The sequence below is a fragment of the Rhizobacter sp. P5_A1 genome (genome assembly GCF_056400745.1).
Map to the genome: position 1 here is coordinate 124,281 of NZ_JBFUKR010000008.1, position 24,416 is coordinate 148,696.

Consider the following 24,416-nt stretch of genomic DNA (forward strand, 5'->3'; position numbering starts at 1 on the left):
GCATGCCGGGCGCGGCGGGATGCGCTGCGCAGCAGCGGCTGACGAACAACGAGGAAATGGCTCTGGATCACGTCGTCAAACCACTGCGCGCATGTTGGACGCGGCTGCCTGTGTGGCTGCTGCTGGCGTTGCCATTGGCGGCGCAGGCCTTCGGCTTCGAAGACGTGGCGGCGCGTGCCCGCGACCTGGCCGCATCGAGCTACAAGGCACCGGTCGCGCAGTTGCCGCAGGAGGTGCGCGACCTCGACTACGACGCCTATCGCGACATCCGGTTTCGCCCCGAGCGTGCGGTGTGGCGAGCCGAGCGGCTGCCGTTCGAGCTGATGATGTTCCATCCCGGGCGCAGCTACCAGGATCCGGTGCGCATCAACACGCTCGAGCCCTCCGGCGCGAAGCGCATTGACTTCGATCCCGCGCTGTTCGACTACGGCCGCAACAAGCTGGACACGAAGAAGCTGCGCACGGCCGGCTTCGCGGGGTTTCGCGTGCACTACGCGGTCAACAAGTCGAACTACAAGGACGAGTTGCTGGTGTTCCTCGGCGCGAGCTACTTTCGCGCGGTCGGACAGGGGCAGATCTACGGTGCGGCGGCGCGCGGCCTCGCGATCGACACGGCGGCCACGCCCGGCGAAGACTTCGCGCGCTTCAGCGAGTTCTGGATCGAGCGCCCGCGGCCCGGCGCGACCTCGCTGACGATCTTCGCGTTGCTCGACGCGCAACGCATGGCCGGCGCCTATCGGTTCGTGCTGACGCCGGGCGCGGACACGGTGATGCAGGTCACGGCCCGCGTCTATGCGCGCGAGGCGGTCGCCAAGCTCGGCATCGCGCCGCTGAACAGCATGTTCGCGTTCGGCGAGAACCAGCCCGGCCACGACGACTACCGGCCCGAGGTGCACGACTCCGACGGCCTGTCGATCGCGAACGGCAATGGCGAGTGGATCTGGCGCCCGCTGGTGAACCCGAAGCGCCTGCTCGTGACCTCGTTCGCGACCACCAATCCGAAAGGCTTCGGCCTGATGCAGCGCGACCGCTCGCCCGCGAGCTATGAAGACCCCGAGGCGCTGTACGAGCGGCGGCCGAGCGTCTGGGTCGAGCCGGTCGGCAGCTGGGGCGCCGGGCGTGTCGAACTGGTGCAGATCCCGACGCCCGACGAGACCAACGACAACATCGTCGCGTACTGGATCCCGGATCAGGCCCTGGCGGTCAAGCAGCCGCTGAACTTCGCCTACCGGCTGCATTGGCAGATGGCCGGGCAGACGCCGATCGGCAAGGGCTGGGTGGTGCAGACGCGCCGCGGCCGCGGCTACGTCAAGCAGCCCGACGGGGACCTGAACTTCGTCGTCGACTTCGACGGCCCGGCACTGCGGGCGCTGAAACCCGATGTAAGGCTCGATTCCATCGTCGACATCGGCGGAAATGCGACGTTGCGTGAGCAGAATCTGTTCCGAAATCAAGTCAGTGGGGCATGGCGCCTGACCGTGCGCGTGAAGCGCGCCGATGCCGCCAAGCCGATCGAACTTCGCGCACAGATCAAGCAGGCGAGCGAACCCGTCACAGAGACCTGGAGCTACATCGTTCCGCCCGAATCGGAGAAGCCATGAACACCCGAACCCGAGCCGTTCAACCCCTCATCCGGCGCAGTTCGATGGTGCCGCATGCGTGGGCCGGCCACCCGCTGCTGCGGCCGCTGCGGCGCCTGATGGGTTACCGCCCGGCGCAGCCGTGGCGTGCTTCGGCCGATGCGCGACCGCTGATGCTGCGCAGGGTGCTGCTGCTGGTGCTGGTGGCGCTGGGCGCGGCCGTCGGCACCGACTACATGGTCGACATCCTGCCCAAGCACGGCGAAGGCTGGGCTGAACAGGGCCTGCTGGTGCTGTTCGGGGTCTTGTTCGCATGGATCTCGGCGGGCTTCTGGACCGCGCTGATGGGCGCCTGGGTGATGCTGCTGGGCCGCGACCGCCGCTCGGTCACGAACGCGCTGCGCGGCGAGGCCGGCAGCGCGCCGATCCCCGCCGATGCACGCACCGCGGTCATCATGCCGATCTGCAACGAGCACGTCTCGACCGTGTTCGCCGGCCTGCGCGCCACGGCCGAATCGCTGGCACGGACCGACTCCGCCGAGCGCTTCGACTTCTTCGTGCTCAGCGACACCAACGATCCCGACACCCGCGCCGCCGAACAGGCCGCCTGGAGCCAGCTGACGCAGGCGCTCGAGCAGGGCGGCGTACCGGTGCGCGTGCACTACCGCTGGCGCCAGCACCGCACGAAGCGCAAGGCCGGCAACGTGGCCGACTTCTGCCGCCGCTTCGGCGCGTCGTACCGCTACATGGTGGTGCTCGACGCCGACAGCGTGATGACCGGCGAGTGCCTGACCTCGCTGGTGCGGATGATGCAGGCGCACCCCGATGCCGGCATCATCCAGACCGCGCCGCGCGCCTGCGGCCACGAGACGATCCATGCGCGCGTGCAGCAGTTCGGTTCGCGCGTGTATGGGCCGCTGTTCACGACCGGCATGCACTTCTGGCAGCTCGGCGAATCGCACTATTGGGGCCACAACGCGATCCTGCGCATGGCGCCGTTCATCGAACATTGCGCGCTTGCACCGCTGCCGGGGTGCACCTCGCTGTCGGGCGACGTGATGTCGCACGACTTCGTCGAGGCCGCGCTGATGCGCCGCGCCGGCTGGAAGGTCTGGATCGCGCACGACCTCGACGGCAGCTACGAGCAGGTGCCGCCGAACCTGCTGGCCGAGTTGCAGCGCGATCGGCGCTGGGCGCACGGCAACCTGCAGAACTCGCGGCTGATCTTCGAGCCGGGGCTGCACCCGGTGCACCGCACCGTGTTCCTGACCGGCGTGCTGGCCTACGTGTCGGCGCCGCTGTGGCTGGCGTTCCTGATGCTCTCGACCGTGCTGTTCGCGAGCCATTCGCACGAGGTGCCGAAGTACTTCTTCGAGCCGTATCAGCTGTTCCCGATCTGGCCGAACGCGAACGTCAAGCTGATGCTGACGCTGTTCAGCCTGACGGCGCTGCTGCTGCTAGCGCCGAAGGCGCTGTCGCTGGCCGTGATCATCCTGCGCGGCCAGGCACGGCGTTTCGGCGGCGTCATCCGGCTGCTGATCGGCGCGCTGCTCGAGTTCCTGCACTCGCTGCTGCTGGCGCCGGTGCGCATGTTGTTCCACACCCAGTTCGTGCTGGCGGCGCTGACCGGCTGGAAGCTCGACTGGAAGTCGCCGCCGCGCGAGGATGCCGCCACCGGCATCGGCGAGGCGCTGCGCCGCCACGGCATGCACACGCTGCTCGCGCTGGCCTGGATCGGCGCGATCCTGGTCAGCAGCGCGGCCTTCCCGTGGTGGCTGTCGCCGGTGCTGGCGGGCTTGCTCGTCGCGATCCCGTTGTCGGCATGGACCAGCCATGCCGGCCCCGGCCGCTGGCTGCGCAAGCGCGGCGTGTTCCTGATCCCGGAGGAACTGCGGCAACCGCACGTGCTGGCCGAGGCCGATCGCTACGTTGACGGCTTCGCCGCGATGCCGCGGCTGGTCGACGCCGTCACCGATGAACTGGCGCACGCGCAGGTCGTGCAGGCGATCCCCGCGCACCCGCCGGCAATCGGCGCGAAGGCCAGGGCGCAGGCCGCGCTGGTCGAGCAGGCCGTCGCCGGCGGCCCGCGGGCGCTGACTCGCGCGCAGCGCATGCGCTTGCTGGTCGATGCGCAGGCCTTGCGGGCGGTGCGTGAGCGGGTGGTCGCGCGGCAGGCGCATCCGGGCTGGTGGGTGCAGCCGGCCGTGCCGGGCGCGCGGGCGCCGGTGCGCACCGACGCCGAGCCGCAGGTCCAGGCCGTCGCCGCGGTGCATTGATCTGACGACCTGACGAAATAGAGGGCGGCGAGCGGGCTTTGACCCGCGTTGCCCAGTTCGGGTAAGGTCGGCCGACATGAAGGCGCGACCATGACCGACGACATCCCCACGCTGCGCCGCATCCTGCGCGAGTGCCGCACGATCGCGGTCGTGGGCCTCTCGGCCGAATGGCACCGGCCGAGCCACTTCGCGGCCAAGTACATGCAGCAGCATGGCTACCGCATCGTGCCGGTGAACCCGCGCTACGCCGAGGTGCTCGGCGAGCGCTGCTACCCGAACCTCGAGGCGATCGATGTGCCGATCGACCTGGTCGACGTCTTCCGGCGCACCGAAGACGTGCTGCCGATCGCGCGCGAGGCCGTCGCGATCGGCGCGCGCTGTCTGTGGCAGCAGATCGGCGTCGTGAACCACGAAGCCGCCGAGATCGCACGCGCCGCCGGTCTCGACGCCGTGATGGACCGCTGCGTCAAGATCGAGCACGCGCGGCTGTTCGGCGGCCTGCACTGGGCCGGCGTCAACACGCGCGTGATCTCCGCGCAACGACCGGTCTAGGCGCTGCGCCATGGCCGATCACGCATACCGCCCCGAGACGCTGGCGATCCACGCCGGCCAGATCCCCGATGCCGCGACCGGTGCGCGTGCGTTGCCGATCTACCAGACCACCAGCTTCGTGTTCGACAGCGCCGAGCATGCGGCGAGCCTGTTCAACCTGCAGACCTTCGGCAACGTGTACTCGCGGCTGTCGAACCCGACCGTCGCGGCGCTCGAGGAAAGGGTCGCCGCGCTCGAGGGCGGCCGTGCCGGCCTCGCATCGGCCAGCGGCATGGCGGCCGAGTCGATCGCGCTGCTGACCTTGCTGCAGCAGGGCGATCACGTCGTCGCGGCCGGCGCGCTGTACGGCGGTTCGGTCAGCATGCTGGCGGTGAACCTCGCGAAGCTCGGTATCGCGACCAGCTTCGTCGACGCCAATTCGCCCGAGGCCTTCGCCGCCGCGATGCGGCCGAACACCCGCGCGGTGTTCGCCGAGAGCCTGGGCAACCCGAGCCTTTCGGTGCTCGACATCGCCGCGGTCGCCGAGGTCGCGCACGCGCACGGCGTGCCGCTGATCGTCGACAACACGGTGCCGTCGCCGTTCCTGTGCAACCCGATCCGCTTCGGCGCCGACATCGTCGTGCACTCGGCGACCAAGTACCTCGCCGGCCACGGCACGACGCTCGGCGGCGTGATCGTCGAGAGCGGCAAGTTCCCGTGGGACAACGGCAAGTTCCCGGGCATGACCGAGCCGTCGCCCGGCTACCACGGCGTCAAGTTCTTCGAGACCTTCGGCGATTTCGGCTTCACGATGCGCGCGCGCATGGAGACGCTGCGCGTGTACGGCGCGGCGCTCGCGCCGATGAGCGCGTGGCAGATCCTGCAGGGTGTCGAGACGCTGCCGGTGCGGATGGAGCGGCATTGCACGAACGCACGCCAGGTCGCGGCGTTTCTGCAGGCGCACCCGCGTGTCGGCTGGGTCAACTATCCGGGGCTGGCCGATCACCCGCAGCACGCGCTGGCCGTGCGGCAGATGCGCGGGGTCGATGGTGCACCCGGCGTGTCGGGGCTGCTCGCGTTCGGCGTCAAGGGCGGGGTCGCGGCGGGGGTCCGGTTCATCGAGGCGGCGCGGTTCATGAGCCACCTCGCGAACATCGGCGACACGCGCACCTTGATCATCCACCCGGCCTCGACGACGCATCGGCAACTCGACGAGACGCAGCAACGCGCCGCCGGCGTGCTGCCGGACATGGTGCGCATCTCGGTCGGGATCGAGCACATCGACGACATCCTGTGGGACATTGATCAGGCACTCGCCGCGAGCGGAGACACGCGATGACGAACATCTACGAACAAGGCCTGCCGAAGACGGCCGCGAACTTCGTCGCGCTGTCGCCGAGCAGCTTCGTCGAGCGCAGCGCCGAGGTCTTCGGCGACCTGCCTGCGGTGATCCACGGCGCGCGCCGATACGACTGGCGCAGCCTGCGCGATCGCTCGGCGCGGCTCGCCGCGGCGCTGCGCGCGCTCGGCGTCGAGCGCGGCGACACCGTCAGCGTGATGCTGCCGAACACGCCCGAGATGGTCGAGGCGCACTACGCGGCGCCGGCGCTGAACGCGGTGCTGAACACGTTGAACACGCGCCTGGACGCACCGCTGCTCGCCTGGCAGATGAACCATTGCGAGGCCAAGGTGCTGATCACCGATCGCGAGTTCGCGCCGGTCATGCGCACCGCACTGCGCCTGCTGCGCGACGAGCATGGCCGCGCGCCGGTCGTGATCGACGTGGCCGACAGCGAGTACCTCGGCGCCGGCGAGCGCCTCGGCACGCACGAGTACGAAGCGTTGCTCGCCGCGCACGCGCCGCTCGCGCGGCTCGAGGGCCCGCAGGACGAGTGGGACGCGATCGCGGTCTCGTACACCTCGGGCACGACCGGCGACCCGAAGGGCGTCGTGACGCACCACCGCGGCGCCTACCTGAACGCGGTCAGCAACGCCGCGACCTGGACGATGCCGCACTTCCCGAAGTACCTCTGGACCCTGCCGATGTTCCACTGCAACGGCTGGTGCTTCCCGTGGACGGTCGCGCTGCTCGGCGGCACGCACGTCTGCCTGCGCAAGGTCGACGCGACCAGCATCCTCGCGGCGATGCGCGAGCACGGCGTCGATCACTATTGCGCCGCGCCGATCGTGCACAACCTGCTGATCGCAGCGCCGCCCGAGCTGCGCGCCGGGATCGGGCAGAAGGTCCGCGGCATGGTCGCCGGCGCGGCGCCGCCGGCGTCGATGATCGAAGGCATGGCGAAGATCGGCTTCGACATCACGCACGTCTACGGGCTGACCGAGGTCTACGGCCCGGCGGCGGTCGCGGTCAAGCGCGACAGCTGGGCCACGGAGTCGCTGTCCGAGCAGACGCGCCTGAACGGCCGCCAGGGCGTGCGCTACGGCCTGCAGGAAGGCATGACCGTGATGGGCGCCGAGGACAGGGTCGAGACGCCCGCCGACGGCGAGACGATGGGCGAGATCATGTTCCGCGGCAATATCGTGATGAAGGGCTACCTGAAGAATCCGGCCGCGACCGAGACGGCCTTCGAGGGCGGCTGGTTCCACACCGGCGACCTCGCGGTGATGGAGCCCGACCGCTACGTCAAGATCAAGGACCGCAGCAAGGACATCATCATCTCCGGCGGCGAGAACATCAGCTCGCTCGAGGTCGAGGATGCGTTGTACCGGCACCCGGCCGTCCTCGCCTGCGCAGTGGTCGCGCGGCCCGACGACAAATGGGGCGAGACGCCGATCGCCTTCGTCGAGCTCAAGCCCGACGCGCAGGTCAGCGCCGGCGATCTGATCGCCCACTGCAGGGCATTGCTGGCCGGCTACAAGCTGCCGCGCGAGGTGCGCTTCGAGGAAATTCCGAAGACCTCGACCGGCAAGATCCAGAAGTTCGCGCTGCGTGAAAGAGCACGCGAACCCGCGAAGGAGAACCGAGGATGAATCCGGGCGCCGAACCGCTGGTGCTGCGCACGCGCGACGCGCGCGGCGTGGTCACATTGACGCTGAACCGGCCGCAGGCCTTCAACGCGCTTTCCGAAGCGATGCTGGAAGCGCTGCAGCAGGCGCTCGACAGCGTTGCCGCGGACGATGGGGCGCGCGTCGTCGTCCTCGCGGCCGCCGGCAAGGCGTTCTGCGCCGGCCACGACCTGAAGGAGATGCGCGCCGATCCGTCGCTCGCCTACTACCAGCGCCTGTTCGCCCAGTGCGCCCAGATGATGCTGAGCGTGCAGCGCCTGCCGCTGCCGGTGATCGCGCGCGTGCAGGGCATCGCGACGGCGGCCGGCTGCCAGCTGGTCGCGATGTGCGACCTGGCCGTCGCCGCGAGCGACGCGCGCTTCGCGGTCAGCGGCGTGAACCTCGGGTTGTTCTGCTCGACCCCGGGCGTCGCGTTGTCGCGCAACCTGCAGCGCAAGGCGGCGTTCGAGATGCTCGTGACCGGCGAGTTCGTCAGCGCCGCGCAGGCGCAGCAGAAGGGCCTCGTGAACCGCGTCGCGGCGCCAGGGCAGCTCGACGCCGAAGTCGAGTCGCTGGTCGCCAGCATCGTCGCGAAACCGCGCGTCGCGGTGGCGCTCGGCAAGCAGCTCTTCTACCGCCAGCTCGAGACCGGCATCGAGGCCGCCTACGACGACGCGGCGCAGACCATGGCCTGCAACATGATGGACGCCAGCGCACTCGAGGGCGTGCAGGCCTTCATCGAGAAGCGGCCGCCGGACTGGCGCTGATCAGCATCACGCCGTCACATGCCGGAGTAGTTCGGCCCGCCGCCGCCCTCCGGTGCGACCCAGACGATGTTCTGCGTCGGATCCTTGATGTCGCAGGTCTTGCAGTGCACGCAGTTCTGCGCGTTGATCTGCAGCCGGTCGCGCTCTTTCCCATCACTGTCGGCGTTCTTCACGAACTCGTAGACGCCGGCCGGGCAGTAGCGGCTCTCGGGGCCGGCGTACTTCGCGAGGTTCACGCTCACGGGCACGCCGGCGTCCTTCAGCGTCAGGTGCGCGGGCTGGTTCTCGCCGTGGTTGGTGTTGCTGATGAAGACGCTCGACAGGCGGTCGAACGTGAGCTTGCCGTCGGGTTTCGGGTAGCTGATCTGCGGGCACTCGGCGGCCGGCCTGAGCCGTGCGTGGTCGGGCTCGGTGCGGTGGATCGTCCACGGCGGCGCCTTCACGCCCATCAACGGCAGCAGCCAGTGCTCGATGCCGGTCATCAGCGAACCGACGTACAGGCCCTTCTTGAACCACTGCTTGAAGTTGCGCGAGCGGTCGAGTTCGTCGTGCAGCCAGCTGTTCTGGAACGCGGCCGGGTAGGCGTTGAGCACGTCGTGCTGGCGACCGGACGTGACCGCCGCAAAGGCCGCCTCGGCGGCGAGCATGCCGGTCTTGATCGCCGCGTGGCTGCCCTTGATGCGCGCCGCGTTCAGCGTGCCGGCCTCGCAGCCGACCAGCGCGCCGCCAGGGAATACCAGCTTGGGCAGGCTCAGCAGACCGCCCGCGGTGATCGCCCGCGCGCCGTAGCCGATGCGCTTGCCGCCTTCGAGGAAGGCCTTGATGCGCGGGTGCGTCTTCCAGCGCTGCATTTCCTCGAACGGGCTCAGCCACGGGTTCGTGTAGTCGAGGCCGACGACCAGCCCGAGCGTGACCTTGTTGTCTTCGAGGTGGTACATGAAGCCACCGCCGTAGGTCATCGTGTCCATCGGCCAGCCGGCGGTGTGGATCACGAGGCCGGGCTGGTGCTTCGCCGGGTCGATCTCCCAGAGTTCCTTGACGCCGAGCGCGTACGACTGCGGGTCGCGGCCGGCGTCGAGCTTGAAGCGCTCGATCAGCTGCCGGCCGAGCTGGCCGCGCGCGCCTTCGGCGAAGATCGTGTACTTCGCGTGCAGCTCCATGCCGAGCTGGAAGTCGCCGGTCGGCACGCCGTCCTTGCCGACGCCCATGTTGCCGGTCGCGATGCCCTTGACGCTGCCGTCATCGTTGTAGAGCACCTCGGTCGCCGCGAAGCCGGGAAAGATCTCGACGCCCAGGCCTTCGGCCTGCCCGCTGAGCCAGCGCACGACGTTGCCCAGGCTGATGACGTAGTTGCCGTGGTTGTCGAAGCACTCGGGAATCAGCGGCTTCGGCGTCGAGAACGCGCCGGTTTCGGTCAGCACGAGCAACTGGTCGGAGGTGACCGGCTGGTTCAGCGGCGCGCCGAGGTCCTTCCAGTTCGGCAGCAGCTCGGTCAATGCGCGCGGGTCCATCACGGCGCCGCTGAGAATGTGCGCGCCGGGCTCCGAGCCCTTCTCGAGCACGACGACCGAGACCTCCTTGCCTTGCTCGGCCGCGAGCTGCTTCAGCTTGATCGCGGCGGCCAGGCCGCCAGGGCCGCCGCCGACGATCACGACATCGTATTCCATCGCTTCGCGCGGGCCGTGTTCGGCGAGGATTTCTGCGGGCGTCATGCGGATTCCTTGGTGTCGTTTGCGGGCAATTCTACGGGCGTGGGATGCGAATCGAACGATCGTTCGACGGTCTGGAGAGGGCTCTCGAACGCGAGCCTGCGTGCTATCGTTCCCACGCATTCACCAATGCGCTGCGGAGTCCGAACCATGAGCTACAACATCGATCTGTCAGGCCGTGTCGCGCTCGTGACGGGCGCATCGAGCGGCCTCGGCGCGCAGTTCGCGAAGACGCTTGCGAAGGCCGGCGCGGGTGTCGTGCTGGCGGGCCGCCGCGTCGAGCGGCTCAAGGCGCTGCGCGCCGAGATCCAGGCCGAGGGCGGCGACGCTCATGTCGTCGCGCTCGACGTGACCGACCGCGACAGCATCAAGGCCGCGGTCGCGCATGCCGAGACCGAGATGGGCACGATCGACATCCTGGTCAACAACTCCGGGGTCGGCACGACGCAGATGCTGACCGAGGTCACCGAGGACGACTATGACTACGTGTTCGGCACCAACACCCGGGGCGCCTTCTTCGTCGCGCAGGAAGTCGGCAAACGCATGATCGCGCGCGCCAAGGGCGCGGCGCCGGGCACCTTCACGGGCGGGCGCATCGTCAACATCGCGTCGATGGCGGGCCTGAAGCCGCTGAGCCGCATCGGCGTCTACGCGATGAGCAAGGCTGCGGTCGTGCACATGACGCGCGCGATGGCGCTCGAGTGGGGCCGCTACGGCATCAACGTCAACGCGATCTGCCCCGGCTACATCGACACCGAGATCAACCACCACCAGTGGGACACCGAGCAGGGCCAGAAGCTGATCGCGATGCTACCGCGCAAGCGCGTCGGCCAACCGCAGGATCTGGACGTCGTGCTGATGATGCTGTGCGCGAACGAGAGCCACTTCGTCAACGGCGCCGTGATCCAGGCGGACGACGGGTTCGGAGTCTGATGGTGCAGCTTCGGGCCTTGTCGGTCCTCGAGGCGCGCGTCCTCGGCGTCCTGATCGAGAAAGCGCACACCGTGCCCGACAGCTACCCGCTGTCGCTGAACTCGCTGACGCTGGGCTGCAATCAGAAGACCGCGCGTGAGCCGGTGCTGAATGCCGCCGAGGCCGAGGTGCAGGAAGCGGTCGATGCACTGAAGGCGCTGCACCTCGTGTTCGAGGCGAGCGGCTCGCGCGTCACGCGCTACGAGCACAACGCGGGGCGCGCGCTCGCGCTGCCGTCGCAGTCGGTCGCGCTGCTGGCGACGCTGGTGCTGCGCGGGCCGCAGACGGTCTCCGAGCTGCGCACGGCGTCCGAGCGCCTGCACCGTTTCGCCGATCTGTCGTCGGTCGAAGGCTTTCTCGACGAGCTCGCGCTGAGGCCGGCCGAGAAGGGCGGGGCGCTCGTCGTCAGGCTGCCGCGTGCGCCCGGTGCGCGCGAGCCGCGCTGGGCGCAGCTGCTCTGCGGTGCGGTCGACGTCTCCGCGATGCCGGTCGCAACCGACTCGGCCGACTTCGTCGCCGCCAGCGAGATCGCCGCGCTGAAGACGCAGCAGCACGCGATGCAGGCCGAGCTGACGGAGCTGCGTGGCCTCGTCGAACGGCTCTACGGCGAGCTCGGCGTGGCGCGAACCTGAACAGGAGCCGACATGCGATTCGATTTGCCCGAACCGAAGAAGCTCACGCTCGAGATGGTGATCCCGATCCGCTGGGGCGACATGGACGCGATGGGCCATGTCAACAACACGATCTACTTCCGCTACATGGAAACGGTGCGGCTCGAGTGGCTGTTCAAGATCGGCGCCGCGCGCGACGCCGAAGGCAACGGCCCCGTGATCGTCAATGCGTTCTGCAACTTCATCCAGCAGCTGCAGTACCCCGGCGACCTGCTCGCGAAGCACTATGTCGCGAACCCCGGCCGCAGCAGTTTCGAAGCCTTCATCACGCTCGAACGAACCGATGCGCCGGGCGCGATCTGCGCTTCCGGCGGCGCGAAGACGGTCTGGGTGAACTACGCGCAGCAGAAGTCCGCGCCGCTGCCGGACGCGGTGCGCCGCCTCGTCGAATAGCGCTCAGGCGCGCAGCAGCTTGTGCACCAGCTCCGGCGTGGTGCTGGCGCGATGCTTCTTCATCAGCCGCGCGCGATAGACATCGACGGTGCGCGGGCTGATCGCGAGGCGCTTGCCGATCAGTTTGCTCGTCAGTCCCTCGATCACCAGCGCGGCGATCTCGCGCTCGCGTGGCGTCAGCTCGACGCCGACGCGCCGTTTCGCCGAGAGGTCTTCGAACGACCAGATGCCCGCGGCGTGCGGCAGCGCCGGGTCGAGCGCGCGGCCCGACACGTGGCACCAGAACAGCTCGCCGCGCTGCGCGCCGCCGACACGCTTCATCACGCGCTCGTCGGCGTACCACCCGTTCGTGTTCAGGCTCGCGACGATGCGCGCCCCGGTGCGCTCGAACTCGTCGTGGGTCGGGTACAGCAGCTCGAAGCTGTGGCCGAGCAGCTCGTCGCGGGCCGCGCCGAACATCTCGAGCACCTCGCGGTTGCAGTCGACCATCAAGCGGTTGCGCGACAGCACCAGGCCGATCGGCGCGAGATCGAACGCGCTGCGGTAGTCGAGTTCGGTTCGGGCTGCGTTCACGTCAGAGCAGCGCGTAGGTCGTCGTTGAATGTGCTGCGAGCACGTCGTCGCCGGTCGTGATGCGGATCTCGCCGAATGCCAAGGTCTTGCCCAGCCGCAGCACCGTCGCTGCGACGCGTGCCTCGCCGGCATCGGCGCCGATCGGGCGCAGAAAGGTCGTCTGCAGCTGCACCGTCGTCATCGGCCTGAACTCGCCGAGCTTGGACATCACCGCCAGCACCATCGCCGTGTCGGCCGCGGCCATCAAGGTCTGGCCCGACATCACGTTGCCGGCGTGGATGTGGCGCGCGGCCACCGGCAGCGCCAGCACGACCTCGCCGGGCCGCGCGTCGATCAGCCGCAGCGCCAGCATCCGCACCCATTCGGCGAACACATCGCGCAGCGCGGCTTCGAGAAAGGCGGTGTCGAACGGGGCGGAAGATGGCATCGTGGGCTCGCGCGGGAGGTCTTGCGGGGATGGGGAAATATGCTTAAGCGATTCTACGTAACGACTACTTAAGTCGTTACGTAGTACGCTCCCGCGCTGCAACCTCTGCCTGTTTCCAGGAGACCCCCGAATGAACAAAGTCTTCCCCAGCGCGGATGCCGCGCTCCAGGGTGTCGTGAAGGATGGCCAGCTGATGGCCGTCGGCGGCTTCGGCCTGTGCGGCATCCCCGAGGCGCTGATTGCGGCGCTGCGCGACTCGGGCGTCAAGGGGCTGACGGTGATCTCGAACAACGCCGGCGTCGACGGCTTCGGCCTCGGCCTGCTGCTCGAAACGCGCCAGATCAAGCGGATGATCTCGAGCTATGTCGGCGAGAACAAGGAGTTCGAGCGCCAGTACCTGGCCGGCGAACTCGAGCTCGAGTTCACGCCGCAGGGCACGCTGGCCGAGAAGCTGCGCGCCGGCGGCGCCGGCATCCCGGCGTTCTTCACGAAGACCGGCGTCGGCACGCTGGTGGCCGAGGGCAAGGAGCTGCGCGAGTTCGACGGCCACACCTACGTGATGGAGCGGGCCCTCGTGCCCGAGGTCGCGCTGGTCAAGGCCTGGAAGGCCGACAAGAGCGGCAACCTGATCTTCCGCCGCACCGCGCGCAACTTCAATCCGGCCTGCGCGATGGCCGGCAAGACCACGATCGTCGAGGTCGAAGAGATCGTCGAGACCGGTTCGCTCGACCCGGACGCCGTGCATCTCGCCGGCATCTACGTGCATCGCATCGTGCTCAACGCACACCCCGAGAAGCGCATCGAGAAGCGCACGATCACACCCAAGGCCGGCGTCTAGCCGGACACCCCCTTCAAGGGTTCCGCAAGGAACCCGCCATCGTCTTACTCCGAAGGAGGCCCTCATGGCCTGGACGCACGATCAAATGGCGGCACGCGCCGCGCAGGAGCTGCAGGACGGCTTCTATGTCAACCTGGGCATCGGGTTGCCGACGATGGTCGCGAATTTCGTTTCGCCCGACATCGAGGTCTGGCTGCAGAGCGAGAACGGCATGCTGGGCATCGGCCCGTTCCCGACCGAGGACCAGGTCGACGCCGACCTGATCAACGCCGGCAAGCAGACCGTGACGACCTTGCCGGGCTCGTCGATCTTCGGGTCGCACGACAGCTTCGCGATGATCCGCGGCGGCAAGATCAACCTGTCGATCCTCGGCGCGATGCAGGTCAGCGGCAAGGGCGACCTGGCGAACTGGATGATCCCGGGCAAGATGGTCAAGGGCATGGGCGGTGCGATGGACCTGGTCGCCGGCGTCGCGCGCGTGCTGGTGCTGATGGAGCACGTCGCGAAGAAGAAGGATGGCACGATCGACCTGAAGATCGTCCCCGAGTGCACGCTGCCGCTGACCGGCGTCGGCGTCGTCAACCGCATCATCACCGACCTCGCGGTGCTCGACGTGACGCCGCAGGGCCTGAAGCTCGTCGAGCTCGCCGAGGGCGTGACGCGCGAAGAGCTGCAATCGAAGACCGGGGTGCCGGTGCTTTGAGCGTCTGAGGGTCGCCGCCTCAGCGCGCCGCGCCTGTGCGCTGCCGCTGCAGCTCGCTGCGCTTCATCGTCAGGTACTCGTCGCGCTCCATCTCGTGCAGCTGCCGCGCGTGGCGCTCGGTCGCGGCGTACCAGTCGCGCAACCGCTTCTCCTGCTGCTCGCCGGGCGACGCCGACAACGAGCCGAGGTAGGCCTCGATCGCGAGGTAGTAGCGCATCGTGTTGCGCTCGACCACGCCACGCACGCCGTCGATGTAGATCGGCTTGCCGTCCTCGCCCTTGCCGACGACGCTGAAGCCGACCTTGTCGCGCCCCGCGGTCGCGAGGTAGGCGCTCATCGCGAACCTGGCCGCCGCGCCGTAGGCGTAGGCATACGACATGTGGACGAAGCTGCGGTTCGAATCGAGCGGCACCGCCTCGAGCGCGAGCCGGTAGTTGCGCGTGCTCATCGGGCCGCTCTCGGCGGCCATCTGCACGCGCAGGTAGTCGGCCGTCGCGGCCGGCACGCTGTAGGCGAAGTCGACCTTGTAGGCTTCGTCCAGCGGCTGGTCGAACTTGCGCCCGACGACCAGGCTGAGCACCTCGGCCGGTGGCTTGCCAGCGCTGCTGCAGCCCTTCACGTTCAGGTGCAGGATCAGCAGATCGCACCAGTGATCCATGCCCTGCAGGGCCGGGCCGACGACGCTGAACGGCTGCTCGACGACCGCGTAGACCTCGCCCTTCAGGTCACCCGAATTCTGCGTCGACTCCAGCACCAGCGGCCGCTGGAACGGGTTGCTCGCGAGCTTCTCGCGCAAGCTGTCGTGCCTGGCGCGCAGCGCGACGGCATCTTGTGCCAGCGCGAGCGGCGCACCGATCAGCCACAGCGCGAACGTGATCGCGAGCATCGCGGCTCGCCTTGGCGACGATGTCTTCATGGCTTGTCTCCCGTCGGCCGGTCAGAGCCAGTACTGCCACAGGCGCCCGAACATCTCCTTCATGCGCTGCAGCGGGGAGCGCTGCTCCCACTGCGCCAGCGTGACCGGATTCGATGCCGCGAGGTCTGCGTCGAATGCGGCTCGCATGCGCTGACCGAACGCGTTGCCGAGCACCACCGCATTCACTTCCTGATTGTGCAGAAAGCTGCGCCAGTCGAGGTTAGTAGACCCCACCGTCGACCAGACGCCGTCGATCAGCGCGGTCTTCGAGTGCAGCAGCGCGTTCTGGCGCTCGTAGATCTTGATGCCGCCGCGCAGCAGCTCGTCGTAGTTGGAGCGGCCGGCGTGCAGCACCAGGGCCGAATCGGTCACCGCCGGCAGCACGAGCTTCACGTCGACACCGCGCGCGACCGCGCCTTTCAGCGAAGCCACCAACTGCGGGTCGGGAACGAAGTAGGCGTTCGTCACCAGCACTTCCTTCTCGGCCGAATCGATCGCCGAGATCAGCGTCGCATAGATCAGGCTGTAGGGTTCGTCGGGCGCACCGGCGATCGCGTGCACGACCTCGTCGCCCTGGCGCGTCAACGGCGGGTAGTAGCGGCGCTTCGCGAGCGACGGGCCTTTCTGCTTTTCCCAGGTCTCGATGAAGAGCTTCTGGAATTCGGCGACGACCGGGCCGTCGACCTGCAGGTCGGTGTCGCGCCACGGCAGCTCGCTGCCGGGGCGGCCGGTCGAAGGCTCGGCGCGCGAGCCGCTCGAGCTGTAGACGCTGCTGATGTTGATGCCACCGGTGAACGCTGTCTTGCCGTCGACGATCAGCAGCTTGCGGTGGTCGCGCTGGTTCACGTCCCACCCGGCCTTCGCGGTCAATGGGTTGACCGGGTTGAAGACCACGATCGCGATGCCCGCGCTGCGCAGCTCCTCGAAGAACGCCGCCGGTGTGCGCAGCGTGCCCACGCTGTCGCGGATCAGGTTGACCTGCACGCCGGCGCGCTGCTTCGCGATCAGCGCCGCGGCGAAGCGCCGGCCGATCGGGTCGTCGTCGAGGATGTAGGTTTCGAGGTTGATGTGGTCGCGCGCCGCCTCGATCGCCGCGAACATCGCCTGGTAGGTGCTCGGGCCATCCTGCAGCAGCTGGACCTTGTTGCCGGCGCTCAGCGGGCTGTCCGACAGTGCGGCCTCGAGCGCGAGGTGGCGGCCGAGGACGTCGGTGTTGCGCCCGCTCGCGCGCAGCCCGTCGAGGATCTCCTTGCTGCGTGCGGCCGAGAGCGGCCCGCGCGCGCCGTCGAGCTGCGGCGCGGGGGCGGCGCGCGCCATGTCGGGCACGATGCGCGGCAGCGCGCCGCAGCCGCCGAGCAGCGCAAGCGCGGCGACACACAGGCCGATCGTCAGCGCCCGAGGCGCGCGCCGGCTCACGCAGGCGCTCCCCGTGCGAGCGCACGTGCCGCGGCGGCGATCAGCGGCGGGCCTTGATAGATGAAGCCGGTGTAGATCTGGACCAGGTCCGCGCCGGCCGCAACCTTGGCCTGCGCATCGGCCGCGCTCATCACGCCACCCACGCCGATGATCGGGAAGGCTGGGCCGAGCGCCGCGCGCAGTTGCGCGATGACGCGGTTCGAGGCCGCGAAGACCGGTGCGCCGGACAGCCCGCCGGCCTCGTCGCCGTGGCGCAGGTGCTTGACCGCGTCGCGCGCGATCGTCGTGTTGGTCGCGATCACGCCATCGATCGCGTGGCGTTGCAAGGTCGCGGCGATCGCGGCGACCTGCGCGTCGTCGAGGTCGGGCGCGATCTTCAGGAACACCGGCACGCGGCGGCCGTGCTGCGCGGCGAGCCGCGTGCGACGTTCCTGCACCGCGTCGAGCAGCGCATCGAGCGCGGCGTCGGCCTGCAGCGCGCGCAGGTTCTTCGTGTTCGGGCTCGAGATGTTCAGCGTCACGTAGTCGGCATGCGGGTAGACGCCGTCCAGGCACAGCAGGTAGTCGTCGACGGCATTCTCGATCGGCGTCGCGGCGTTCTTGCCGATGTTCAGGCCGAGGATGCCGCCGCCTCGACGAAAGCGCGCGCGCTTCACGTTCGCGACGAACGTATCGAGGCCGTCGTTGTTGAAGCCGAGCCGGTTGATCAGCGCGTTCGCCTCGGGCAGGCGGAACATGCGCGGCTTCGGGTTGCCGGGCTGGGCCTTTGGCGTCACGGTCCCGACCTCGATGAAGCCGAAGCCGATCGCGCCGAGGCCGTCGATGCAACGGCCGTTCTTGTCGAGACCGGCGGCCAGGCCGATGCGGTTCGGGAAGCGCAGCCCGGCGACCTCGACCGGGTCGTCCACGCGTGGCTGCTGCCACAGGCATCGCAGCGGCGTGTTCTGCAGGCGCGCGAGCGAGTCCAGCGTCAGTTCGTGCGCCTGTTCGGGATCGAGGCCGAACAGGAAAGGGCGGGCGAGCGCGTACGGCAGCAATGACATGGACGGCATTGTGGCAGCGGCCGGCGGGCATACTTTGGCGCAAACCCTCTGTCGCCACCCATCGATCCGTCATCCCATGAGCCCCTCCGAAGACACCGAACCGCATCGACTCGAGCACGACAGCTTCGGCGACATCGCCGTCGCCGACACCGCCCTGTGGGGCGCGCAGACCCAGCGCTCGCTGCACCACTTCGCGATCTCGACCGAGCGCATGCCGCGCGAGCTGATCCATGCGCTGGCGCTCGTGAAACGCAGCGCGGCCGTCGTGAACCGCGGGCTCGGCACCCTCGATCCGAAGAAGGCCGATGCGATCGTCGCCGCGGCCGACGAAGTGCTCGCCGGCCGGCACGACGCGCAGTTCCCGCTGTCGGTCTGGCAGACCGGCTCGGGCACGCAGACCAACATGAACCTCAACGAGGTGCTCGCGAACCGCGCGTCGCAGCTGCTCGGCGGCGAGATCGGCAACGCGCGTCGGGTCCATCCGAACGACGACGTGAACCGCGGCCAGTCGTCGAACGACGTGTTCCCGACAGCCATGAGCGTGGCCGCGCTGCAGTCGCTCGAGGGCCGGCTGCTGCCCGCACTCGACACGCTGCGCGCGACGCTGGCCGCGAAATCGCACGCGTTCGCGGACGTCGTCAAGATCGGCCGCACGCACCTGCAGGATGCCACGCCGCTGACGCTGGGCCAGGAGATCTCGGGCTGGGTCGCACAGATCGACCACGGCATCCGCCACCTGCGCACGACGCGCCCGCACCTGCGCGAACTGGCGCTCGGCGGTACCGCGGTCGGCACCGGGCTGAACACGCACCCGGAGTTCGGCGAGCGCGTCGCGGCCGAGCTCGCACAGGCGACCGGCTACGCGTTCGAATCGGCACCGAACAAGTTCGAGGCGCTCGCGGCGCACGACGCGCTGGTGTTCACGCACGGCGCGCTGAAGACGCTCGCGGCCTCGTTGATGAAGATCGCCAACGACGTGCGCTGGCTCGCCTCCGGCCCCCGGTCAGGCTTGGGCGAGATCACGATCCCCGAGAACGAACCCGGCAGCTCGATCATGCCGGGCAAGGTCAATCCGACCCAGTGCGAGGCGCTGACGATGCTCGCCTGCCAGGTGATGGGCAATGACGTTGCGGTCAACCTCGCCGGCGCGTCCGGCAACTTCGAGCTCAACGTCTACAAGCCGGTGATCATCCACAACGTGCTGCAAAGCATGCGGCTGCTTGCCGATGGCGTGCTCAGCTTCGAGGCGCACTGCGCGCGCGGCATCGAAGCCGATCGCGCGCGCATCGGCGAACTGCTGCAGCGCTCGCTGATGCTCGTCACCGCGCTGAACCCGCACATCGGCTACGACAAGGCCGCGCAGATCGCCAAGGCGGCGCACGCGCAGGGGCTCAGCCTGCGCGAGGCGGCGCTGGCTTCGGGCTTCGTCTCGGCCGAGCAGTTCGAGGCCTGGGTGCGGCCGGAGGCGATGGTCGGCAAGATCTGAAGCGCGCTGCGCTCGCCGATAATCCGGCGCATGACACAAGACGAACTGAAGGCCCTGGTCGGGCAGGCCGCGATCGCCTACGTGGAACCCGGCAGCGTGATCGGCGTGGGCACCGGCTCGACGGTCAACTGCTTCATCGACGCGCTCGCGAAGATGCCGGTGGGTGTCCGGGCGGCGGTGTCGAGCTCGGTGCAGAGCACGGCGCGGATGCGCGCGCTCGGCATCGAGGTGGTCGACGCGAACGAGGTCGAATCGCTGGCCGTCTACATCGACGGCGCCGACGAGATCGACCACCGCGGCAACATGATCAAGGGCGGCGGCGCGGCCTTGACGCGCGAGAAGATCGTCGCCGACATCGCGGCGCGCTTCGTCTGCATCGCCGACGCGTCCAAGCTCGTCGCGACACTGGGGCGCTTTCCGCTGCCGGTCGAGGTGATCCCGATGGCGGCGGCGCTGGTCGCCCGGCGGCTGCGCGCGCTCGGCGGCGAACCGAAGCTGCGCGCCGGTGTGCTGACCGACAACGGCGGCCAGATCCTCGACGTGCGCGGGCTGAGCATCGGCGATCCCGAGACGCTCGAGCGCGAGATCAACCAGTGGCCGGGCGTCGTCGGCGTCGGCATCTTCGCGCGCAACAAGGCCTCGGTGTGTCTGCTCGGCACCGCCGACGGCGTCAAGACGATGACTTTCTGATGCGCATCGTCGTCGCCGCGAAATTGCGCCGCTGAAAAGCGCGTAACCTCGGGTCTGGCGCGCACCCGGCGTCGACCTCAGCTCAAGACAGGAAGGACGGCCCATGGCCAAACCAAATTATTCGTTCGAGAAGCGCCAGCGAGAACTGGCCAAGAAGAAGAAGAAGGAAGAGAAGCTGAAGGAGAAAGCCGGCCGCAAGGCAGGCGAGGGCGCCCCCGACGAGCAAACCGGGGACGAGGCGACGACCACCGACACCGCGCCCGCGGACGATCAACCGCCCGCACACTGACGTGGTCAGGCGCCGCAAGCCTTCGGACGAGGAGGCGGCGCCCGCGGCCGAGGCGGCCGATCCCGCATCGGGCTACGCGCCGGCCCTGAACGCCGGCTTCCAGGCGACCGCCACGCGGGTTCAAGAGATGCACCAGGCGATCGCCGGCAAGGCCTTCGACAGCCTGCTGCGCGTGCCGGGCTTGTCGGTGCCGACACGCATCGTGCAGGGCGTGCACGATGCGATCACCCAGGGCGTGTACGCGGCGGTGCGGCATGGCGGCAGCGCGGCATCGACACTCGCCGGCCATGCCGAGCGCGCCGCGCTCGATCCGGAACGCGTTCCGGGCCGCAAGGAGCAGGCGCTGCGCGGTGCGCTCAACGGCATCGTCGGCGACGCACTGGCCCATTCGGGCAGCGCGCTCGCAGTGACGATGAGCCTGCACGATCGTCACGGCCCGCTCGGCCTCGCACCGGGGCCGCTCCCATCGCTCGGGCCGCGCGTCTGCCTGTTCCTGCACGGCCTGGCCTGCGACGAGCAGAGCTGGCGCCTGCGCAGCGATGCGTGGGCCGGTTCGGCCTGGGCCGATGCGTTGCCCGCTGGCCAGGCGCCCGACTACGGCGCGTTGCTCGAGCATGAATTCGGTCTGCGTGCGCTCCGGCTTCGCTACAACAGCGGCCTGGCGATCGACAACAACGCGCAGCAACTGGCCGACTTGCTCGACCGCGTCGCCCGCGCTGCGCCGCAGGTGACCGAGTGGGTGCTGGTCGGCCACAGCATGGGCGGCCTGGTCGCGCGCCGCGCGCAGGCTCTTGCGGCGGAGGCCGGGCTGGGTTGGGCGCGCGCAGTGCCGATGATCGTCTGCCTCGGTTCACCGCACCAGGGCGCCCCGCTCGAGAAGCTCGGGAACGCGGCGGCGGCCGCGCTGTCGGTCTCGGACGTGACGCGACCGCTCGCGCGCCTCGCCAACGCGCGCAGCCACGGCATCAAGGATTTGCGCAGCGGCTTGAAGCGCGCGCCGAAGTCAGCTGCGCCGCCGGCCTTGCGGCTGCTGTTCGGCACGCTGGGGGATGACTCGACCGGCGGCATGAAAGCGCTCGTCGGCGCACTGCTCGGCGACGGCCTCGTGCGCGCCGGCAGCGCGGCCGACGACGGCCTGACTGGCGATGTGCAACGCGTCGAACTCGCCGCCCTCGGCCACATGAGCCTGCTGAACCACCCGCGCGTCTACGCCGTCATCCGCGCGTGGATCGGCGCGCGCGCCGGCTGACGAAGCGCGCTGGGTCGATCGCGTCCAGCAGGCTCGCCTCGACCGGAACCGGTGCGCCGGTGACGCACGCCGCCAGCACTTGTGCACCGAGCGCGCTCCAGGTGATGCCGCGCGAGCCGAGTGCGGTGAAGACATACAGGCCGGGCACGCGCGGCACGAAGCGCGGCTGATCGAGGCGCGCCCCTTCGGCCGCGGCGGCGGGCACCGCACCGATCACCGGCAGGCGATCCGCGGCACTGCAGCGCCAAGCGGTGCGGCCGTCCAGTGCGGTCGGGTCGAGATCGACGTCATGGCCGAGAAGACGCGCGAGTTGCGCGAGGTTCAGGGCATGGTCGGTGTCGCGCACGCTCGGGTCGTCGTCGCCGGGCTGCGCGGTCGCGCCGAACAGCGCGCGGCCATCGACCTCGGGCAGCAGGTAGCCGTTGCCGGCGATCGGCACTCGGGGTGTGGCGAACGGCGGCGCGGTGCGCGTCAGGCTGATCTGGCCGCGCACGCTGGCGATCGGCCAGTCGGCATGGCCGATCAGGCGCAGCGCGTCGCCGGCATTCGCGAGCACGAGGGTCGGCGCCTCGGCGACGCTTGCGCCGTGCGCGTCGAGCACGCGCCAGCCATGCGGCGTGCGCTGCAGCGCGTGCGCGTCGACGCCGGTGCGCAGTTCGGCCCGCACGCCGGCGCGATCCAGGAACGAACGCGCGAGGCCGGCCGGATGCACCCAGCCGCCGCCGGGATAGAACCAGCACGCGGACGCCAACGCGATGCCGGCCCGCGAGCCGGCTTCATCGGCGCCCAGCGCCTGCACGTAGTCGGGCGGCAGGCCGAGCCGGTCGAGCAGCGCCTGCATCTGCGGCCGATCGAGCGCCGTCTCCAGCCGCAGCAAGCCATGCACCTGACCCGGCACGCCGCGTTCGAGCGCAGCGCGAACGGTCGCGCTCGCGGCCAGCGCCGCGGCGCGATTGAAGCGCGCGTGCACGCCGTCGTGCGCATTGACGATGCCGTGAAGCAGGCCGGCCGGGTTGCCGGAGGCCTCGCCGGCGATCGTCGGGCGGCGCTCCAGCAGTGTGCTGCGCCAGCCGTGCTCGGCGAGCGCCGCGGCGGCCGCGCAGCCGGCGAGCCCGGCGCCGACGATCAGCGCGTGCTTCTCTTGCGCGACGTCGCCGGACCGGCGCGATGGTGCGCGCCGCGGCGTGAACGCGGGTGCGAAGCGCGCCAGCGTGATGTCGCGCTTGCCGCCCTGGCCCGCGGCGACTTGCACCGCGAAGCCGGCGCTCGTCAGGTGCTCGCGCAGCGCGTGCGCGGCGCTCCAGGTGGCCAGCGTCGCGCCGGGCGCGGCGAGGCGGCCGAGCGCCTTGCAGACACGTTCGTCCCACATGCGCGGGTTCCGCGCCGGCGCGAAGCCATCGAGGTAGAACGCGTCGACCTCGGCGACGAGCTCCTTCAGCCAGGCCTGCACATCGCCGAGCGCGAGCAGCAGTTTGACGCCGCCGTCGTCGAAGCTCAGCCGGTGCAGGTTGTGCGTCAGCGGCGGCCACGCCCGCTGCAACCGTTCCGCCAGTTCGGGCAGCGCAGATTCGCGCTGGACCGCGATCAGGTCGGCGCGCGTCAGCGGGTGCTGCTCGATCGAGATGAAGACCAGCCGTGCGCAGCGCCGCGGGTCGTCGCGCCAGGCTTGCCAGGTCGCGAGGAAGTTGTTGCCCAGGCCGAAGCCGGTCTCGACCACGACGAAGCGATCGCGGCCCTGCCAGCGCTGCGGCAGCGCATTGCCGCCGATGAAGACATGGCGGGCCTGCGCGAGCGCGCCCGACTGCGGATGGTAGATGTCGTGGTATTCGGCCGAGAACGGCAGCCCGCGCGCGTCGTGCGAAAGGGCGGCCGGCGTGATCGGCGTGCTGTTCATGCGGCGCGCGCGGCGAGCCAGCTCAACAGGCGATCGCGCGCGTCGCTCAGGCCGCGGTACGCGAGCACGGCCGCACTCATGCTCCCGAGCGCGTCGTGCAGCTGGCGTGCGCGCACGGGCGTCGCGATGGCGCTGCGCAGCGGCTGGCTTTCGACGTGGATCGTGAACACCGCCTGACGCGCTTCGGGCAGCGGGATGAAGGTCTGGTGCTCGGTGCGGAAGCTCGCGCGCGCGGCGAGCGCCTCTGCATCGAGCGCCGCCGGCCACGTGCTCGGCGGCGCATGGCGCGGGTGCTGCATCAGGTGCGAATCGCTGGCGATGCTCCAGACGAAGCGCTCCCAGCGCTCTGCACCGGTCACGAGGCGTGCCAGGTGCTCGCCGGCGCCGACCAGCAACTGGTTGTCGGCGACCGGCGCATGCACTTCGGCGAAGTGCCGGCCGACCTTTTCTTCGGGCGCCCAGCGCGACGGCAAGCACACCGCGAGCCACGGAATGTGCGCGGTCGCGCCATCGATCACCGCGAAGTCTTCGAGCAGCGCGAGGCTGAGCAGGCCGGGCAGGCGCCACGCTTCGGGCAGCGCGCGCAGGCAGTCGCCGATGTGCTGCGGGCCGTCGCCGCGCAACTCGGCGCCGCGTGCCGACCAGCCGAGCGCGAGCGCATCGAGACCGGCCTCGCCGTCCCACGCGAATGCTTGCGGGTGCTCGGTGGCGGCCTGGCGCAGCAGCGCGCGCAGGGCCGGCATCGGGTCGAATCCGGCGACCGCGAGCAACGCGTGCTGCGGGTGATCGCGCAGCGCGGCGAGCTTCTCGTCCAGCGCGGCCGAACCCGGCGCATTCGGGGTCAGCGGTGCGCTGCCGGGAACGATCCGTCGCAGCCCCGGCTGCATGCGGAACGGGGCGCTGACGGCGGCGAAATCGAACGGCATGGCCGAATCATCCCGCACAAAAGAAAAGGGCCCGCAAAGCGGGCCCGCCATCGTCTCCGGC

23 protein-coding genes are annotated in these 24,416 nt (G+C 69.6%); 15 read left to right on the forward strand and 8 right to left on the reverse strand.

Annotated features, from left to right (window positions below; genetic code table 11):
- Positions 1-56 precede the first annotated feature (56 nt).
- The 6 genes from AC1DTW_RS11280 to AC1DTW_RS11305 all read left to right on the forward strand — a co-directional run bounded on the left by AC1DTW_RS11280 (position 57) and on the right by AC1DTW_RS11305 (position 8,160).
- Positions 57-1,601, forward strand: coding sequence for a glucan biosynthesis protein G (locus AC1DTW_RS11280; RefSeq protein ID WP_477981184.1), 1,545 nt, complete (start codon positions 57-59; stop codon positions 1,599-1,601).
- Entirely contained in the window at positions 1,598-3,856 is a 2,259-nt protein-coding gene (mdoH, locus tag AC1DTW_RS11285; RefSeq protein ID WP_477981185.1) for a glucans biosynthesis glucosyltransferase MdoH, read from the forward strand. The genes AC1DTW_RS11280 and mdoH overlap by 4 nt, the downstream gene beginning before the upstream one ends.
- A gap of 90 nt (positions 3,857-3,946) precedes the next feature.
- The gene (locus tag AC1DTW_RS11290; RefSeq protein WP_477981186.1) at positions 3,947-4,408 is read left to right on the forward strand and encodes a CoA-binding protein; all 462 of its coding nucleotides are present in this window, start codon (positions 3,947-3,949) and stop codon (positions 4,406-4,408) included.
- Positions 4,409-4,418: 10 nt separating this feature from the next.
- A complete protein-coding gene (locus AC1DTW_RS11295) occupies positions 4,419-5,726 on the forward strand; it encodes an O-acetylhomoserine aminocarboxypropyltransferase/cysteine synthase family protein (protein ID WP_477981187.1) in 1,308 nt (435 codons plus the stop codon).
- A complete protein-coding gene (locus AC1DTW_RS11300) occupies positions 5,723-7,378 on the forward strand; it encodes an acyl-CoA synthetase (RefSeq protein WP_477981188.1) in 1,656 nt (551 codons plus the stop codon). Before AC1DTW_RS11295 ends, AC1DTW_RS11300 begins: the two co-directional genes overlap by 4 nt.
- A complete protein-coding gene (locus tag AC1DTW_RS11305) occupies positions 7,375-8,160 on the forward strand; it encodes an enoyl-CoA hydratase (RefSeq protein ID WP_477981190.1) in 786 nt (261 codons plus the stop codon). Before AC1DTW_RS11300 ends, AC1DTW_RS11305 begins: the two co-directional genes overlap by 4 nt.
- A 14-nt stretch (positions 8,161-8,174) precedes the next feature.
- On the opposite strand, the gene AC1DTW_RS11310 is transcribed toward AC1DTW_RS11305, so the two are convergent.
- Positions 8,175-9,872, reverse strand: a complete 1,698-nt coding sequence (locus AC1DTW_RS11310; protein WP_477981191.1) for an electron transfer flavoprotein-ubiquinone oxidoreductase — start codon at positions 9,870-9,872, stop codon at positions 8,175-8,177.
- A 147-nt stretch (positions 9,873-10,019) separates the two neighbouring features.
- Here AC1DTW_RS11310 and AC1DTW_RS11315 point away from each other — a divergent pair, with 147 nt between their 5' ends.
- Genes AC1DTW_RS11315 through AC1DTW_RS11325 form a run of 3 tightly spaced genes read left to right on the forward strand, consistent with a single transcriptional unit; the run spans position 10,020 to position 11,905 of the window.
- Complete coding sequence (locus AC1DTW_RS11315) at positions 10,020-10,802, forward strand: SDR family oxidoreductase (protein ID WP_477981192.1); 783 nt, start codon at positions 10,020-10,022, stop codon at positions 10,800-10,802.
- Positions 10,802-11,473, forward strand: coding sequence for a YceH family protein (locus tag AC1DTW_RS11320; protein WP_477981193.1), 672 nt, complete (start codon positions 10,802-10,804; stop codon positions 11,471-11,473). The genes AC1DTW_RS11315 and AC1DTW_RS11320 overlap by 1 nt, the downstream gene beginning before the upstream one ends.
- A 12-nt stretch (positions 11,474-11,485) precedes the next feature.
- Positions 11,486-11,905 carry an acyl-CoA thioesterase gene (locus tag AC1DTW_RS11325; RefSeq protein ID WP_477981194.1) on the forward strand — a complete coding sequence of 140 codons (420 nt, stop codon included), beginning with the start codon at positions 11,486-11,488 and terminating at the stop codon, positions 11,903-11,905.
- A gap of 3 nt (positions 11,906-11,908) precedes the next feature.
- Here the strand turns inward: AC1DTW_RS11325 and AC1DTW_RS11330 are convergent, their stop codons facing one another.
- On the reverse strand, positions 11,909-12,478 hold the full coding sequence (locus AC1DTW_RS11330; protein WP_477981195.1) for a helix-turn-helix transcriptional regulator: 570 nt from the start codon (positions 12,476-12,478) through the stop codon (positions 11,909-11,911).
- A 1-nt stretch (position 12,479) separates the two neighbouring features.
- The gene (locus tag AC1DTW_RS11335) at positions 12,480-12,905 is read right to left on the reverse strand and encodes a PaaI family thioesterase (RefSeq protein ID WP_477981196.1); all 426 of its coding nucleotides are present in this window, start codon (positions 12,903-12,905) and stop codon (positions 12,480-12,482) included.
- A 130-nt stretch (positions 12,906-13,035) separates the two neighbouring features.
- Between AC1DTW_RS11335 and AC1DTW_RS11340 the strand changes: the two genes are divergently transcribed.
- Both AC1DTW_RS11340 and AC1DTW_RS11345 read left to right on the forward strand, forming a co-directional pair.
- On the forward strand, positions 13,036-13,743 hold the full coding sequence (locus tag AC1DTW_RS11340) for a CoA transferase subunit A (RefSeq protein ID WP_477981197.1): 708 nt from the start codon (positions 13,036-13,038) through the stop codon (positions 13,741-13,743).
- Positions 13,744-13,807: 64 nt separating this feature from the next.
- Complete coding sequence (locus AC1DTW_RS11345; RefSeq protein WP_477981198.1) at positions 13,808-14,446, forward strand: 3-oxoacid CoA-transferase subunit B; 639 nt, start codon at positions 13,808-13,810, stop codon at positions 14,444-14,446.
- A gap of 19 nt (positions 14,447-14,465) precedes the next feature.
- On the opposite strand, the gene AC1DTW_RS11350 is transcribed toward AC1DTW_RS11345, so the two are convergent.
- Genes AC1DTW_RS11350 through AC1DTW_RS11360 form a run of 3 tightly spaced genes read right to left on the reverse strand, consistent with a single transcriptional unit; the run spans position 14,466 to position 17,821 of the window.
- The gene (locus tag AC1DTW_RS11350) at positions 14,466-15,362 is read right to left on the reverse strand and encodes a hypothetical protein (protein ID WP_477981199.1); all 897 of its coding nucleotides are present in this window, start codon (positions 15,360-15,362) and stop codon (positions 14,466-14,468) included.
- A 21-nt stretch (positions 15,363-15,383) separates the two neighbouring features.
- The gene (gene cls, locus AC1DTW_RS11355) at positions 15,384-16,778 is read right to left on the reverse strand and encodes a cardiolipin synthase (RefSeq protein ID WP_477981200.1); all 1,395 of its coding nucleotides are present in this window, start codon (positions 16,776-16,778) and stop codon (positions 15,384-15,386) included.
- Entirely contained in the window at positions 16,775-17,821 is a 1,047-nt protein-coding gene (locus tag AC1DTW_RS11360) for a quinone-dependent dihydroorotate dehydrogenase (protein WP_477981201.1), read from the reverse strand. Before AC1DTW_RS11360 ends, cls begins: the two co-directional genes overlap by 4 nt.
- Positions 17,822-17,897: 76 nt before the next feature.
- Between AC1DTW_RS11360 and fumC the strand changes: the two genes are divergently transcribed.
- From fumC to AC1DTW_RS11380, 4 genes are all read left to right on the forward strand, one after another.
- Entirely contained in the window at positions 17,898-19,307 is a 1,410-nt protein-coding gene (gene fumC, locus AC1DTW_RS11365) for a class II fumarate hydratase (RefSeq protein WP_477981202.1), read from the forward strand.
- A 30-nt stretch (positions 19,308-19,337) separates the two neighbouring features.
- A complete protein-coding gene (gene rpiA, locus AC1DTW_RS11370; RefSeq protein WP_477981203.1) occupies positions 19,338-19,997 on the forward strand; it encodes a ribose-5-phosphate isomerase RpiA in 660 nt (219 codons plus the stop codon).
- Positions 19,998-20,100: 103 nt separating this feature from the next.
- Positions 20,101-20,286: a hypothetical protein gene (locus tag AC1DTW_RS11375; RefSeq protein WP_477981204.1), complete on the forward strand. Its 186-nt coding sequence runs from the start codon at positions 20,101-20,103 to the stop codon at positions 20,284-20,286.
- 1 nt (position 20,287) lies between these two features.
- A complete protein-coding gene (locus tag AC1DTW_RS11380; protein ID WP_477981205.1) occupies positions 20,288-21,535 on the forward strand; it encodes an alpha/beta hydrolase in 1,248 nt (415 codons plus the stop codon).
- Here the strand turns inward: AC1DTW_RS11380 and mnmC are convergent.
- Positions 21,501-23,429 (reverse strand): bifunctional tRNA (5-methylaminomethyl-2-thiouridine)(34)-methyltransferase MnmC2/FAD-dependent 5-carboxymethylaminomethyl-2-thiouridine(34) oxidoreductase MnmC1, encoded by a 1,929-nt coding sequence (mnmC, locus tag AC1DTW_RS11385; RefSeq protein WP_477981206.1) that lies wholly within the window; start codon positions 23,427-23,429, stop codon positions 21,501-21,503. The two genes, AC1DTW_RS11380 and mnmC, sit on opposite strands and share 35 nt — an antisense overlap.
- Positions 23,426-24,355, reverse strand: a complete 930-nt coding sequence (locus AC1DTW_RS11390) for a heme-dependent oxidative N-demethylase subunit alpha family protein (protein ID WP_477981207.1) — start codon at positions 24,353-24,355, stop codon at positions 23,426-23,428. Before AC1DTW_RS11390 ends, mnmC begins: the two co-directional genes overlap by 4 nt.
- Positions 24,356-24,416: the final 61 nt, after the last annotated feature.